This window comes from Aeromonas sp. QDB14 (genome assembly GCF_027707845.1).
GTDB classification, from domain to species: Bacteria; Pseudomonadota; Gammaproteobacteria; order Enterobacterales; family Aeromonadaceae; genus Aeromonas; species Aeromonas caviae.
On the sequence record NZ_JAPCJD010000013.1, the window covers coordinates 1 to 14,756 of the forward strand.

Below are 14,756 nucleotides of genomic sequence, written 5' to 3' on the forward strand. Positions count from 1 at the left end.
GAGCGGAGCAGTGGCTCAACCTACGACCTCGGAAATGTCTCGGATTCAGGCAGCCTGTCAAGGTATTCGAAGAGTACCGTCAGGCGGCATAGGCGAGTGTCGCACTTCGAAGTTGAATTCGCGCTCTTCCATTCTTTTATACCTATATTCTCTCGGTCCCGCCCTTGGTCAGGCTAAGGACCCCACTATCCAGTCAAGTCGTCCAGATATAGGAGCTTGCTATGTTTATTGCAGATAAAACAGCCAAAAAACTATCACATGCGCACTATTTCCTGGGTCAAAAATGCGCATCTGGCCAAGGTATAGAACAAAGCTATCGTCTGGCATATCATCACTACCATAGAGCCGCCGCCGCAGGGCATCTCGGCGCTCAATACGAATTAGGATTGCTATATTTATCTGGCCTAGGTGTCACACAAAACACGGCCAAGGCCGCAACTTGGTACAAAAAATCCGCCATGCAAGGGTATGGCGAAGCACAACTATCCTTAGGTAAACTTTACCTCTCTGGCAGTGGTGTACCTCAGGACGACGAGCTGGCATATTACTGGCTGAGCAAGGCTGCAGCACAAGGAGTAAGGGAAGCATTATTGCAATTATGGAAAATAACCGAGAAGGACATTCACCCTCCAGGATTCGATCTAGATAGTATGATTTCATATTACGAGTTGGATGACCTGGATGATCCCGACGTTCAATTTTGGCTGGGGATTCAAGCATCTTGTTTTATATACAGTCAGAGCACTCTCTTACAGCCAGCAACTTGGTTTAGTAAAGCAGCCAAACAAGGGCACCGATCTGCACAATATCGACTTGCTATTCACTACGCCCTTGGTCTTGGTGTTTCACAAAGCTCTTCTAAGGCTGATTTTTGGTATCATCAAGCTTCAACTCATGACAGTAGCCCGACATGGCAGCAGCTTTAATATATAGGCTCGTTAACAATCAGAACAATAAGCGATATCCAAAAATTTAGCGGCCAATAGCAAAAGAGTACAGCGATTACTCTCAATACGCTCACTCAGCTGCCTTTGTCAAAAGCACTTCCGAGTATAAATTTATTTTTGTGGAGGAAATCACGCTTTTACACTAAAAATAAAACACAAGTAGCCAAGATATGCATTGATGCGGCTTAAGATTATAAATCCCCCCCCCCCAGAAAGAGGACTATTTATGACTAAAGTAATCAGTAATCCGACAGTCATCATTAAACGAGGGACGCTCACTCCTGCTATTGAGATCGATCTCGACAGGATTACAGGACTGTATGCCAATGGGGGGTGGAATCAACTTGTTCAGTCATTCACTGCAAAATGGATAAAGCAACATCGTGTTACTGGTCCTGCTACCATATGGAAATTTGACACCTTTAGTATCTCATTTGGCCACCCGGGATACTCTGTTTTTATCGCGCAGTTTGGTCTTCCTGATTCATATCTTGAGGCATTACTGGATTATCTCACTGAAGAATTTGGGACCAGCGTTCGCTTGTCTGATTTTGTGCAACCCAGTTTACGAGAGGGGTGGGAGCCAAGAATACATATTCAGAACAATGAAGCATGGCAACAGGAAGACGAAATAGAGTGGTCAATGATTAACAGCTAATAAAAATGGATAAAAAATGAATAACATTGCTCTTCTTATCGCTGAAGCACCATGGTTTCCCCCAAAAGAAAATCATTCTCAAGCAAGCTGCACATCATATTTTCATGGTGTAAAAAGTATTGTTAATGGAAGACTAAATGAAGGACAACTAAATATTTATGACTGTTCATTCTATGATGCAAAGTCTCTTGAGTATGCTGTTCAGCATTTAGTAAACACTAGTGAAAATAGACAGATAATGTATTTAGGAGCACATGGCGACGGTAATAGAATAGCAAAAGCCTCTCTAAAAAAAGTAAGTGAAACAATAAAAACAAATGGGAAAAACATTAAGGGGTTGATAATTAGCTCTTGCTGGGCAGCAAAAAGCAACACTCTTGAAGAGTCAATGGGATGGTCTTATAACATTGGCGAGCGAGCAGCTATAAATGAAAATTATGGTCCAAACTGGGTCTTTAGCTACAAAGTTCCCGTCTCTTGGTTTTTCTCTGCGATGATTGAAACATCAATTGTAAAAGTGTTCTCTGAAATATACATACGAAACCCTCAGCAATTAAATTCTAAAGCAGGGATTTTAAGTGCATTCTCCGAAGCACTCGGCATATTTGATCATTCTGCCATGTTAGGTTTTGACGATAACTTTAACTATGTTATTCCATTGAAAGACAGTATTAGAATTTGGGTAAGGGCTCAAGGGGCTCGAAACCCTCAGGATGCAACAATGGAGTTTTTTCGCTAAAATATTATGACGAATGTTAAATATATATTCAAGCTCGCTACTAATAACACTAGCACCATTAAAAATGGCAACCATTGGTTGCCATTTTTTATACACAGATACCCAACCAGCGATTAACCCGCCCGTTTGGCCAGCCAGGCTTCGGCGGCGGTGAGGGCCGATTCGATCTGCTCGCGAGCGACGCCTCCCTTGGCAACCCGCTTGGCCAGAGTCGCTTCCAGCTCCAGGTTCGGGTAAACATCCTCCCCCACCACGGGGCTGAAGCGCTGGAACTCCGCCAGAGACAGCTCCTCCAGGGGCTTCTTCACCCCGATCGCGTAGACCACGGTCTCGCCGACGATGTGGTGCGCCTCGCGGAACGGAATGCCCTTGGCCACCAGATAGTCCGCCAGCTCGGTGGCATTGGCATAGCCGCCCTGGGCCGCCGCCATGGTGCGCTCGCCATTGACCTTCAGATCGATCAGCACCAGGGCCGCCATGTCGAGGCAGTCGTGCCAGGTGTCGAGGGCGTCGAACAGCCCTTCCTTGTCTTCCTGCATGTCCTTGTTGTAGGCCAGGGGCAGCGCCTTGAGGCTCATCAGCATGCCCATCTGGGCGCCGACCACCCGGCCGGTCTTGCCACGAATGAGCTCGAGCGCGTCCGGGTTCTTCTTCTGGGGCATCAGCGACGAGCCGGAGGTGACGGCGTCGGAGAGCTCCACAAAGCCCGCCTCGCCGGTGTTGTAGAAGATGAGGTCCTCGGCAAAGCGCGACAGGTGCGCCATGGACAGCGACGCCACGTGCATCAGCTCCACCACGTGATCCCGGTCTGAGACCGAATCCAGGCTGTTGCGGGTGGCGCCACTGAAGCCCATGTCGAGCGCCAGCGCTTCCCGGTCGATGGCGTAGGCGGTGCCCGCCAGGGCGCCGCAGCCGAGCGGGCTGGTGTCGAGGCGCTTGAGGGCATCCTGCAGCCGGGAGTGATCCCGCTCCAGCATCTCCACATAGGCCAGCGCCCAGTGGGCATAGGTGACCGGCTGGGCACGCTGCAGGTGGGTGTAGCCCGGCAGCACCGCGGCCTGGTTGGCACGGGCGGAGGCGACCAGCCCCTGTTGCAGGGCGGTGATGGAGCCGAGCAGCAGCTCGCCCTGGGCCTTGCACCAGAGTTTGAGGTCGGTGGCGACCTGATCGTTGCGTGAGCGGCCGGTGTGCAGCTTCTTGCCCAGGGTGCCGACGGCGTCGATAAGCTTGCCCTCGACCCAGGAGTGGATGTCTTCGGCATCCGAGCTCAGGATCTGCTCGGGATCCTGCTGCACGGAGGCGAGCAGCACCTCCATCGCCTGCTGCAGTTTTCCTTGCTCATCGGCGGTCAGCACGCCGACCTTGACCAGGGCGCGAGCCCAGGCCATGGAGCCCTGGATATCCTGCTCCGCCAAGCGGTAATCGAACCGCAGGGAATCGTTGAACTGCTTGAACCGGCTATCGGCTCCCTGACTGAAGCGTCCACCCCAAAGTGCCATACTGCTCTCCTTGAATGCGTTGCCGGCGGCGTCTTGCGCCGTCGAGCTTGAAATCTTGCCTGGTTTTCCTGCGAGCCTGTTATCTCACAGAAGCGGCCAGGGCGCAGCCGCTCTTGTCACACCCGATGATGATGGCAAAGGGCCTCTCTGCCTGTAAAAGAGGGGGCCATGCCCCCTCGAATCAACGGGTCACAGCGACGACTCAACCGTGGGTGTGGTCACCACCGATGGCTTGATGTTGCTCCTTCATGGCGCGGATCCGGCTCGCCAGGGTGTAGAGACGGATAAAGCCTTCGGCATGGCTCTGGTCGTACACCTCGTCGGCGCCGAAGGTGGCGAAGTCTTCGGAGTAGAGGCTGTTCGGCGACTTCTTCTGCACCGCGGTGACCTGACCCTTGTACATCTTCAGCACCACTTCACCGTCGAGCTCCTCGGCGATGGCGTTGGCGGAGGCGACAATGGCCTTGCACAGCGGGGTGAACCAGCGACCGTCATACACCAGGTGGGAGAACTCGGCACCCAGCTTTTCCCGCCAGGCGCGGGTCGGTCTGTCCAGTACCAGCTCTTCCACGGCGCGCAGTGCGGCAACCATCACGGTACCACCCGGGGTCTCGTAACAGCCACGGGACTTCATGCCCACCATCCGGTTCTCGGTGATGTCGATCCGGCCCACGCCGTGCTTGCCGGCACGCTCGTTCAGGGTGGTCAGGATCTGGTGCGGGCTGAGCGGCTGATCGTCAACGGCGACCACTTCGCCCTTGGCCACGGTCAGCTTGACGTATTCCGGCTCGTTCGGGGCATCCTCTGCAGAGACGGTCCACTGCCAGACGGCTTCGGACGGCTCGTTCCAGGTGCTCTCCAGCTCGCCACCCTCGGTGGAGATGTGCCAGGCGTTGGCGTCGCGGCTGTAGATCTTCTTCAGGGTCGCCTTGCAGGGGATGTTGCGGGCTTCCAGATAGGCCAGCAGATCTTCCCGGGAGCGCATGTCCCACAACCGCCACGGGGCGATCACTTTCAGCTGGGGCGCCAGAGCAGCTACCGCCCCTTCGAACCGCACCTGGTCGTTGCCCTTGCCGGTGCAACCGTGGGAGATGGCATCAGCCCCTTCTGCCAGGGCAGCCTCGACCATGGCCTTGGCGATCACCGGACGAGCCATGGAGGTACCCAGCAGGTAGGTGCCTTCATAGACTGCACCGGTCTTCAGGGTCGGGTAGACATACTCTTTGACGAACTCTTCCCGCAGATCCTTGACGATGCACTTGACCGCGCCGGAGGCGATGGCCTTCTGCTCGATCCCTTCCAGATCGTCACGCTCCTGGCCCACGTCGGCGACGAAGGCGATGATTTCAGCGTCATAGTGCTCCTTCAGCCAGGGAATGATGGCCGAGGTATCCAGTCCGCCCGAGTAAGCCAGTACGATCTTGTTGATTCCGCTCATTTACTTCTCTCCGTGATGATTCGATAAAAAGGGGTGATTCCGGGTCGGTTGCCGGATTACTTCTGGCCCTGTCCGAACAGGGTCAGCAGCACGGCGTTCTGGATATGCATCCGGTTTTCTGCCTCATCCATGATGAGGGAGGCTGGGCCGTCCATGACCTCCGAGGTGATCTCCAGCTCCCGGTGGGCCGGCTGGCAGTGCAGCACATGCTGGATGCCGGTCCGATCGAGCAGGGCCTGGTTGATCTGATAAGGCATGAAGATATCTTTTACCTGCTCCATTGGTGTGTTGTCACCCATGGAAACCCAGGTATCGGTATAAACCACGTCAAAGCCTTCGATATCCGCGACATCATCGCTGATATGTATGGTCGCGCCAGATTGAGCTGCCAGCGCCTGGGCCTGCAGGAAGATCTGGGTATCCGGGCCATGGCCTTTCGGGCAGACCAGGGTCACGTCGGTGCCGAGGGTCGCCCCCAGCAGCAGCAGGGAGTGGCTCACGTTGTTGCCATCGCCGAGATAGGCCAGCTTCACCTTGGACAGATCGCTGTAGTGCTCGCTGATGGTCATGAAATCCGCCAGCCCCTGGCAGGGGTGGTAGAGGTTGCACAGGCTGTTGACCACAGGCACCGAGCCGAACTCGGCCAGCTCGACCAGGGTCTGGTGATCGAACACCCGAGCGACGATGGCGTCACACCAGCGGGACAGGTTGCTGGCGAAATCCTTCACCGACTCCCGCTTGCCGAGCGCCCCGTTCTGCTGATCCAGATAGACGCTGTGACCACCCAGTTTGGCGATGCCGATGTCGAAGGTGACCCGGGTACGCAGGGAGGGCTTCTCGAACAGGGTGACCACGCTCTTGCCCGCCAGGGCCTGGCTGTATTTCTTCGGATCGGCCTTGACCGCTTTACCAAGCGCCAGCAGCGCCTCGATCTGGGCCTTGCTTAAATCACTGTCTTTCAGAAGATGTTGCATCGGATTGTCCTTTTCCCGGTGGAGATCAGAGGGTGACCTGGGTGCCGACCGCGCCGCCAGCCAGCAGCTTGAGCAGCTGATCCGGGTAGCGCCAGCTGGCGACACAGACCGGCTTGCCCAGGGTTTCGGCGGCGTGCAGGGCGGCTTTCACCTTGACGGCCATGCCGTCCGTGATAACGCCCTTCTCCATCAGGTCCAGCGCGCTCTGCTTGTCCAGTTGCGGCACCAGCTTGCCCTTGCCATCCAGAATGCCGCTCACATCCGACAGCATCACCAGATCGGCGCCCAGCGCTTCGGCGATGGCGGTGGCCGCCTGATCCGCATTGACGTTCATCATCTGTCCGTCGGCGGTGATGCCGATGGAGCTCACCACCGGCAGGAAGCCCTGCCCCAGGATGCCGGCCACCAGCGCCGGGTTGCCCGGTTTGCAGTCACCGACCGCACCGAGATCCGGATCGAGCTGGGTCACCTGGCACAGACCGCCGTCGGCGAGGCACAGACCCACAGCAGGAATGCCGGTGGAGATGGCCTTGGCCATCATCATCTTGTTGGCGGTCCCGGCCAGGGCACCGGCAATCACGGGGATCTGCTCGAACGGGGTCACCCGCAGGCCGTTCTTCTTGGTGGAGGTCATGCCCAGCCCCTTGAGCAGGTCGTCCACCAGGCAGCCACCACCGTGCACCAGCACCAGAGGACGGTGCTGATCATCCAGGAAGGTCTTCAGGGTGGCGAACAGGGCGGTCAGGGCCTCGTCGTTCTCGATCAGGGCACCACCCAACTTGATTACCAGCGTCTGCTTGTCCATCTTCTCGATCCTTTCTTAAAGCGTTAAATCAGGCCGGTGGCCGGTTCAAAACCAAACTTGATATTTATGCACTGCATGGCTTGCGAGGCTGCCCCCTTGAGCAGGTTGTCGATGGCAGAAACCACCACCAGCATGTTGCCCTGCTGCTGCCAGGCGATGTCGCAGTAGGGCGTGCTCGCCACGCCGCGGATGGAGGGCATCTGGCCGGTGAGGCGTACCAGGGGCTTGCCTTCGTAGGCCTTGAGGTAGGCCTGATCCACCTGGGTCGGCGTCACCCCTTCTGCCAGTTGCACATAGATGGTGGCCAGGATGCCCCGCACATAATTGCCGAGGTGGGGCTGGAACAGCACCTCCTTGCCGAGGTGGTGGCTGATCTCCGGCTGGTGCCTGTGATTGAAGGTGCCGTAGGGATTGAGGCTCACTTCGCAGAAACTGGTGTTGATGGCGGCCTTGCGACCGGCCCCGGAGACGCCGGAAACCGCATTGATGATGGGCTGCCACCCCTGGGCAATCAGCCCGGCCTGTTGCAGCGGCTTGAGGGCGCACAGGGAGGCGGTCGGGTAGCATCCCGGCACGGCAATCAGCTGAGCGGCCTTGACGGCATCGGCATTCCACTCGGCCAGACCGTAGGCGGCCTGCTCCAGCCACTGCTCATTTTCGTGGGTGAAGCCGTAGAAGGAGGAGTAGAACTGCTGATCGTTGACCCGGAAGGCACCGGAGAGATCGAACACCGGCAACCCCTTGGCCAGGAACTTGGGCGCGAGTTCCGCACTCACCTCGTGAGCAGTAGCCAGCACCACCAGATCGGCCTGGGTCAGGATCCGGGTCATGCCGTCTTCGTCCAGAGGCAGCAGCGGCTGATCCAGCTTGCCCACCCACTGGGGATGCAGGGAAGAGAAACGTTTGTGGGCGTCCTGGCTGCCGGCGGAAACATAGAGGCCGAACAGCTCGAGTTGTGGATGGTTCTGGACCAGAGCGGCCAGTTCGGCCCCCGCGTAGCCACTGGCACCGACGATAACGGTCTTAAGCATGTTTGAGTATTCCAAGTCTGGGTTCGAAATTCACAGCATGGTGCTGCGGTGCAAGGGGTCGGCTATCGCCCCTTTAATGCAACGAGTGCGGAGGGGCAATTCAGGCGGATATGCGTCGTCGGTTACAGATCAGGTGACAGAACATTAACTTTCCCTTACAACTAGAGGCCTTGTCGATGAGCACTCGAATAGAATATTCATGCATTCACTTTGCATTTGTATTTTCTAACAGAAACACTCCGGGGACGCAAGGAGGAGCTGATGGCCAAACTGGATTTTTTTTCACTTTATAAGAATATTATTGCGATTCCCTCTATCAGCAGCACGGATACTCGCTGGGATCAGAGCAATGAGGCGGTAATCCGGCTGCTGGCCGACTGGTTCGGCCAGCTTGGATTCCAGTGCGAGGTGACGGCCCTGCCGGATCTGCCGGGCAAGTTCAACCTGGTGGCAACCTATGGTCAGGGAGAAGGGGGGCTGCTGCTCGCAGGTCACACGGATACGGTTCCCTTCGATGAAGGAGCCTGGACCAAAGACCCCTTCAAGGTGACCGAAGAGGGCAACCGCCTGTACGGGCTCGGCACCATCGACATGAAGGGCTTCTTCGCCTTTATCGTGGAAGCGCTCAAGGAGGTCGACCTCAAGACCCTGAGCAAACCGCTGCGCATTCTTGCCACCGCCGATGAAGAGACCACCATGGCCGGGGCCCGCGCTATCGCCGCCGCAGCCGAACTCAAACCCGACTACGCGGTGATCGGCGAACCCACCGGGCTGGTGCCCGTGGTGGCCCACAAAGGCCACATGTCGGAAGCCATTCGCATCACAGGCCGAAGCGGCCACAGTTCGGATCCCGCCAACGGCGTCAATGCCATGGAGATCATGCACAAGGCCATGGGTCAGGTGCTCAAGCTGCAGCGGGATCTGAAGGAGAAGTACGCGGATCACCGCTTCGCCGTGCCCCAGCCCACCCTGAACCTCGGCTACATCCAGGGGGGCGACAGCCCAAACCGCATCTGCGGCTGCTGCGAGCTGCACATCGACATGCGCCCCACCCCGCAGGTGGGCCCCGACGAGCTGATGGGCATGTTGAAAGAGGCGCTCTCCCCCATCGAGATCCACCAGCCCGGCTGCCTGCACCTGCAGCACCTGCACGAACCCATTCCGGCCTATGCCTGCCAGGATGACTCCGAGCTGGTGCGGGAGGCGGAAAAGGCGAGCGGCCGGGCCGCCGAGTCCGTGAACTATTGCACCGAAGCCCCCTTTATCCAGCAGCTGGGTTGCGAGACCATAGTGATGGGCCCAGGCCATATCACCCAGGCCCACCAGCCCGATGAATACCTGGATCTGTCGTTCGTCAAACCGACCACGGCGGTGCTGCAGCACCTGCTCCGGCGCTTCTGCGTCTAGCCAAACAGGGATGTAAGTAAGTTACATGACAGGCGCCTTGGGACAGGTGAGGAAAATACATGTTCTGAATCGGCTTGTTATTTGACCTTGCGCAGACAATCTGGGTAGATTGTCCCCCTAAGATGACGGAGCATATGTTGTAATCGCACAACAATAAGTGAGGTCGCCTCCCGCCTGGAAGGTCAGGAGGCACCAACAAAATAAGGATGTGGAATGAACGAAAAGTACGCCGCACTACGGGCCAACGTAGGCATGTTGGGCCAACTGCTGGGTAAATCCATCAAGGATCATCAGGGGCAGGCCTTCCTCGACAAGATTGAGACCATTCGCCAACTGGCCAAGTCTTCCCGCAAGGGGAACGAGGCTGACAGAGAGCGCCTGCTCGACACCCTGCGTACCCTCTCCGATGACGAACTGCTGCCCGTGGCCCGTGCCTTCAGCCAGTTCCTCAACCTGGCGAACGTGGCGGAGCAGTTCCACACCATCTCCCGTCGCTGCGAAGAGCAGGTCTGCACCCCGGACCCGCTGGAGCAGATGTTCGACAAGCTGAAAGCCTCCAACCTGTCCCAGGAGGCCATCATCCAGGCCGTGCGCGAGCTGGACATCGATCTGGTGCTGACCGCTCACCCCACCGAGGTGACCCGTCGTACCCTGATCCACAAGCACGTGCAGCTCAACGACTGCCTCGAGGCCCTGGAACTCTCCGATCTGCTGCCCCGCGAGCGGGACAAGATCCAGAGTCGCATCGAGCAACTGGTCAACCAGGCCTGGCACACCAACGAGATCCGCGAACAGCGCCCGACCCCGGTGGACGAAGCCAAGTGGGGCTTCGCCGTGGTGGAAAACAGCCTGTGGCCGGCCATCCCCGAATTCATGCGCAATCTGGACGAGCGCCTGCAACACCATCTGGGTGTGCGGCTGCCGCTGGACGCCGCGCCGGTCAAGTTCACCTCCTGGATGGGCGGTGACCGCGACGGCAACCCCTTCGTCACCGCCAAGGTGACCGCCGAAGTGCTGGAGCTGGGCCGCTGGATGGCGGTGAGCCTGTTCTACAAGGACATCAAGGAGCTCACCTCCGAGCTCTCCATGGCCGATTGCACTGACGCCGTGCGTGCCCGGGTCGGTGATAACCCGGAACCCTATCGCGCCCTGGTACGCGAGCTGCGCGAGCAACTGCGCGAGACCCAGGAGTACCTGACCGCCAAGGTACAGGGCCAGGCGAGCGAGAGCCGGGATCTGGTCAAGAGCACCGCCCAGCTGCGCGAGCCCCTGGAGCTCTGCTACCACTCCCTGCACGCCTGCGGCATGGGCAACATCGCCGACGGCATGCTGCTGGACGTGCTGCGCAAGCTGGCCTGCTTCGGCATCCACCTGGTCAAGCTGGACATCCGTCAGGATGGCGAGCGTCACGGCCAGGTCTTCTCCGAGCTGACCCGCTACCTGGGTGTGGGCGACTACGCCGAGTGGAGCGAAGAGGACAAGCAGGCCTTCCTGCTGCGCGAGCTGAACTCCCGCCGCCCCCTCATCCCGAGCGACTGGGATCCCAGTGCCGAGACCCGCGAGACCATCGACACCTGTCGCGTCATCGCCCAGCACGACCCCGATGCGTTCGGCATCTACATCATCTCCATGGCCGGTGCCCCGTCCGATGTCTTGGCGGTCCAGCTGTTGCTGAAGGAAGCTGGCTGCAAGTTCCGCATGCCGGTTGCCCCGCTGTTCGAGACCCAGGAAGACCTGATGGCGGGTACCGCCGTGATGGAACGCCTGCTGTCGGTGGACTGGTATCGCGGTTACATCCAGGGCCGTCAGTACGTGATGATCGGCTACTCCGACTCCGCCAAGGATGCGGGCATGATGGCCGCAGGCTGGGCCCAGTACGCCGCCATGGAATCCTTGGTGGCGCTGGCTGAAGCCAACAACATCCGCCTCACCCTGTTCCATGGCCGCGGCGGTACCGTCGGCCGTGGCGGCGCCCCCGCCCATCAGGCGATCCTGTCGCAACCCCCGGGATCCCTGCGCGGCGGCCTGCGGGTAACCGAACAGGGGGAGATGATCCGCTTCAAGTTCGGCTTGCCGAAGGTGGCCATCCAGAGCCTGAACCTCTACACCAGCGCCGTGCTGGAGGGGAACCTGCTGCCGCCGCCCAAGCCGAAAGAGAGCTGGCGCGCCGTGATGGAGCAGCTGGCGTCTGTCTCCTGCGATCACTACCGCAGTATCGTGCGCGGTCACCCGGACTTCGTACCTTACTTCCGTGCTGCCACCCCGGAGATGGAGCTCGGCAAGCTGCCGCTCGGTTCCCGCCCCGCCAAGCGCAAGCCCAACGGCGGTGTCGAGAGCCTGCGCGCCATCCCCTGGATCTTCGCATGGACCCAGAACCGGCTGATGCTGCCGGCCTGGCTCGGCGCCCACAAGGGATTGCAACAGGCCATCGACGACGGCCAGAAGAGCGTGCTGGACGAGATGAGCCGCCAGTGGCCCTTCTTCCGCACCCGTCTCGAGATGCTGGAGATGGTGTTCCTCAAGGCCGACCTCTGGCTGGCGGAATACTATGACACCCGCCTGGTGCCGGAGAACCTGTGGGCACTCGGCAAGCAGCTGCGTCAGGAGCTTGCCGACTCCATCGAAGTGGTGCTGAAACTGCGCCCGCAGGGCGACCTGCTGGACGATCAGCCCTGGATCAAGGAGTCCATCAAGCTGCGCAACCCCTACACAGACCCGCTCAACGTGCTGCAGGCCGAGCTGCTCAATCGCTCCCGCAACCACCCGGAGACCCTGCACCCCGAGCTGGATCAGGCGCTGATGGTCACCATCGCCGGCATCGCCGCCGGCATGCGCAACACCGGTTGATCCCGGACCGTTGCAAACAAGGGCGCCCCGGCGCCCTTTTTCATCTCTGCCGGGCACGGGGATCCCGATATTGCCGCCAGCACAGCCCCCTCTAAGGGAAAAAAACATCCACAACAAACAGGGCGCCATGATGGCGCCCTGTTTTATTTCGCGATATGGCCTCTCATCAGGAGACCTGGTTGCGACCCCGACGTTTTGCCTCGTAAAGTCGCTGGTCCACGCATTGAAGCCAGTCATCCATGCGCCTGTAACTCATCTGATAGGGCGTGATCCCCACGCTGATGGTGACGGTGATCGCCTGGTGCTGGTACAGGAAGGTGTGCTGCTCCACCTGATGCCGGATGCGCTCCATGATGCTGTGTGCCTCCTCAAGGGTCGTGCCCCGCAGCAGCAAGATGAACTCCTCCCCGCCAAAGCGCGCCACCAGATCCTTGCTGCGCACCGCCTGCATCAGGAGCCCCGCCAGCGACGCCAGCACGGCATCTCCGGCAAGGTGTCCATATACATCATTGATTTGCTTGAAGAAGTCGATATCTATCAAGGCCAGGCAGCAGGCCTCCCCTTCGGCGGGATGGTGCTGGACGTGATCCAGCAGCACGTTGGCCTGCTGGAAGAAGCTGCTGCGGTTGGGCAGCTTGGTCAAGAAATCGTGCTCGGCGTTGAAGCGCAGCACCCGCTCCATGCGGCTGCGCTCGTCCTCCAGGTTGCGGGCGTGGATAAGGGTGCCAAGGGCCGTGGTGAGGGGCTCGAGCAGGCTGACATGGGTCTCGTCAAAGCCACCCGGGCGGTTGGCCAGAGCGATCATGCCGATCGCCTCTCCCTTGTGGCGGATGGGAATGCCGAGGAAGCTCTCCAGGTGCGCATGACCACGGGGGGAGACACCGCGACTGGCTGGATGGCTCGGCAGATCGTTGCAGCACACCAGGGTATTGTGGGTCACCACGTGCCCAAACAGGTTGTCGAGCTTGCTGAAGATGAGCCCGCCCCGACTCTGGCGCTGCTGCTCATACCAGGCGTGGGTCGCCTCGTCCCAGGAGACATTGGAGATGGAGGGGACATAGAGACTGGGACGACCATCCTCGTACTGGATGATGCCGATGAAACCATAGGAGCTCTCGCTCACGCTCAGCAGGCGCTCGAAGACGGTATCGCAGGCGGAGCCGAGATTGCGATCGAGCAGAAAACTCTGGTGCGCGGCCACCACGATGTCAAACAGCTGGCTCTGCTGCTCGACCCGCTGCTTGGCCATCACAGCCGAGGTAATGTCGTGCGCCAGCTTGACCACCCCCAGCAGGGTGCCGGCCTCGTCGCTCACGGGCATGTAGGTGGCATGGAGCCAGAGGGGGCTGCCACCTTGCCTGACCCGGCGAAACTCCCCCGACTGGATCTCGCCACCCAATACCCTCTGCCAGAAGAGATCATGCTCGGCCTGCAGATCCGGCGGCAACAGCATGAGATGGGACTGGCCCACCAGCGCTTCGGGGGGATAGCCCAGCATGTCGCAAAACAGGGGGTTGACCGACACCATGCGACCATCGAGATCGAACTCGACCATGCCATAGGCCCGATCAAGGGCGGTCAGCCTGGCAAGGGTCTCATATCGATCCATCGCGTCGATATCGCGAGCGCAAAGTGCTGTGGTATTCATGGCTACGATTCCTTTCGATCGCCGGCGCATTGCATTGGAATGCGGGGACAAGTGCCCAAATCATAGGATCCGGCACCCGGTTACGCTAACACAGGCCCCGATTGGGTGTGAAGACTGGTTCTTGCCACATCCGGCTCCCGGGCGCAGACTGTCTGGCCTTGCCACGGTTCGAGGAGACCCCATGACACCCGCCATCAACTTGCTGAAAAAGCTCAAGATCCCCCACAGGCTCTACCCCTACGAGTGCGAAGCCCACGACGACTTCGGCAAACATGCCGCTACCCAGCTGGGCCTGCCCGAGGCGCAGGTGTTCAAGACCCTGCTCGCGCATCACGACAAGCAGGCGGTGGTGGCCATCGTACCCTCCTCGGGCATGTGCAGCCTCAAGCAGCTCGCCAAGGCCACCGGACTCAAGAAGGTGGAGATGATGAAGCCGGCGGAAGCCGAAAAGCTGACCGGCTACAAGGTGGGCGGCATCAGCCCCCTGGCCCAGAAGAAGCTGCTGCCCACCGTGCTGGACGACTCCGCCATGGCCTTCGACGAGATCCTGGTGAGCGGTGGCAAGCGGGGGCTCTCGGTCGGCGTGGCCCCCGGGGACATGGTCCGGCTGATGAACTGGATTGCGGCCCCCATCGGCGATCACCACGACTGAACAAACAAAAGAGGCGCCATGACTGGCGCCTCTTGCGTCTGGATGTCGGATCTGGCGATTTGTGTGCGAAGCGCCCAAGGAACCCGACCGGAAACCGCCCCGTCCCGGCGG

Annotated in this window: 12 protein-coding genes; 6 read left to right on the plus strand and 6 right to left on the minus strand. The window is 59.2% G+C overall.

Annotated elements, in window-relative coordinates; translation table 11 throughout:
• Positions 1–221 precede the first annotated feature (221 nt).
• From PG887_RS06340 to PG887_RS06350, 3 genes are all read left to right on the plus strand, one after another.
• Positions 222–926: a tetratricopeptide repeat protein gene (locus PG887_RS06340; RefSeq protein ID WP_270821359.1), complete on the plus strand. Its 705-nt coding sequence runs from the start codon at positions 222–224 to the stop codon at positions 924–926.
• Positions 927–1,173: 247 nt separating this feature from the next.
• Entirely contained in the window at positions 1,174–1,605 is a 432-nt protein-coding gene (locus tag PG887_RS06345; RefSeq protein ID WP_216987113.1) for a hypothetical protein, read from the plus strand.
• 16 nt (positions 1,606–1,621) lie between these two features.
• A complete protein-coding gene (locus tag PG887_RS06350) occupies positions 1,622–2,344 on the plus strand; it encodes a hypothetical protein (protein ID WP_270821360.1) in 723 nt (240 codons plus the stop codon).
• A gap of 113 nt (positions 2,345–2,457) precedes the next feature.
• On the opposite strand, the gene argH is transcribed toward PG887_RS06350, so the two are convergent.
• The 5 genes from argH to argC form a co-directional block, all read right to left on the minus strand.
• The gene (gene argH, locus PG887_RS06355; protein ID WP_270821361.1) at positions 2,458–3,843 is read right to left on the minus strand and encodes an argininosuccinate lyase; all 1,386 of its coding nucleotides are present in this window, start codon (positions 3,841–3,843) and stop codon (positions 2,458–2,460) included.
• 202 nt (positions 3,844–4,045) lie between these two features.
• Complete coding sequence (locus PG887_RS06360; RefSeq protein ID WP_010675687.1) at positions 4,046–5,281, minus strand: argininosuccinate synthase; 1,236 nt, start codon at positions 5,279–5,281, stop codon at positions 4,046–4,048.
• A gap of 56 nt (positions 5,282–5,337) precedes the next feature.
• Positions 5,338–6,255, minus strand: a complete 918-nt coding sequence (locus PG887_RS06365) for an ornithine carbamoyltransferase (protein ID WP_010675688.1) — start codon at positions 6,253–6,255, stop codon at positions 5,338–5,340.
• Positions 6,256–6,280: 25 nt separating this feature from the next.
• On the minus strand, positions 6,281–7,060 hold the full coding sequence (argB, locus tag PG887_RS06370; RefSeq protein WP_010675689.1) for an acetylglutamate kinase: 780 nt from the start codon (positions 7,058–7,060) through the stop codon (positions 6,281–6,283).
• Between the two features lie 23 nt (positions 7,061–7,083).
• Complete coding sequence (gene argC / locus PG887_RS06375; RefSeq protein WP_010675690.1) at positions 7,084–8,091, minus strand: N-acetyl-gamma-glutamyl-phosphate reductase; 1,008 nt, start codon at positions 8,089–8,091, stop codon at positions 7,084–7,086.
• A 261-nt stretch (positions 8,092–8,352) separates the two neighbouring features.
• On the opposite strand from argC, the gene argE reads away from it, so the two are divergent.
• Entirely contained in the window at positions 8,353–9,498 is a 1,146-nt protein-coding gene (gene argE / locus PG887_RS06380) for an acetylornithine deacetylase (RefSeq protein ID WP_201933081.1), read from the plus strand.
• Between the two features lie 213 nt (positions 9,499–9,711).
• Positions 9,712–12,345 carry a phosphoenolpyruvate carboxylase gene (gene ppc, locus PG887_RS06385; RefSeq protein WP_010675692.1) on the plus strand — a complete coding sequence of 878 codons (2,634 nt, stop codon included), beginning with the start codon at positions 9,712–9,714 and terminating at the stop codon, positions 12,343–12,345.
• A 166-nt stretch (positions 12,346–12,511) separates the two neighbouring features.
• On the opposite strand, the gene PG887_RS06390 is transcribed toward ppc, so the two are convergent.
• On the minus strand, positions 12,512–13,993 hold the full coding sequence (locus PG887_RS06390) for a sensor domain-containing diguanylate cyclase (RefSeq protein WP_270821362.1): 1,482 nt from the start codon (positions 13,991–13,993) through the stop codon (positions 12,512–12,514).
• Between the two features lie 181 nt (positions 13,994–14,174).
• Here PG887_RS06390 and ybaK point away from each other — a divergent pair, with 181 nt between their 5' ends.
• Positions 14,175–14,645, plus strand: coding sequence for a Cys-tRNA(Pro) deacylase (gene ybaK, locus PG887_RS06395; RefSeq protein WP_010675694.1), 471 nt, complete (start codon positions 14,175–14,177; stop codon positions 14,643–14,645).
• Positions 14,646–14,756 lie beyond the last annotated feature (111 nt).

Bases quoted from the DNA above. Each gene is read 5' to 3' on its own strand.
- PG887_RS06390 (WP_270821362.1), bottom strand. From the start codon at position 13,993: ATGAATACCACAGCACTTTGCGCTCGCGATATCGACGCGATGGATCGA.
- PG887_RS06365 (WP_010675688.1), bottom strand. From the start codon at position 6,255: ATGCAACATCTTCTGAAAGACAGTGATTTAAGCAAGGCCCAGATCGAG.
- argE (WP_201933081.1), top strand. From the start codon at position 8,353: ATGGCCAAACTGGATTTTTTTTCACTTTATAAGAATATTATTGCGATT.
- argH (WP_270821361.1), bottom strand. From the start codon at position 3,843: ATGGCACTTTGGGGTGGACGCTTCAGTCAGGGAGCCGATAGCCGGTTC.
- ybaK (WP_010675694.1), top strand. From the start codon at position 14,175: ATGACACCCGCCATCAACTTGCTGAAAAAGCTCAAGATCCCCCACAGG.
- argC (WP_010675690.1), bottom strand. From the start codon at position 8,091: ATGCTTAAGACCGTTATCGTCGGTGCCAGTGGCTACGCGGGGGCCGAA.
- PG887_RS06345 (WP_216987113.1), top strand. From the start codon at position 1,174: ATGACTAAAGTAATCAGTAATCCGACAGTCATCATTAAACGAGGGACG.
- PG887_RS06340 (WP_270821359.1), top strand. From the start codon at position 222: ATGTTTATTGCAGATAAAACAGCCAAAAAACTATCACATGCGCACTAT.
- PG887_RS06350 (WP_270821360.1), top strand. From the start codon at position 1,622: ATGAATAACATTGCTCTTCTTATCGCTGAAGCACCATGGTTTCCCCCA.
- PG887_RS06360 (WP_010675687.1), bottom strand. From the start codon at position 5,281: ATGAGCGGAATCAACAAGATCGTACTGGCTTACTCGGGCGGACTGGAT.
- ppc (WP_010675692.1), top strand. From the start codon at position 9,712: ATGAACGAAAAGTACGCCGCACTACGGGCCAACGTAGGCATGTTGGGC.
- argB (WP_010675689.1), bottom strand. From the start codon at position 7,060: ATGGACAAGCAGACGCTGGTAATCAAGTTGGGTGGTGCCCTGATCGAG.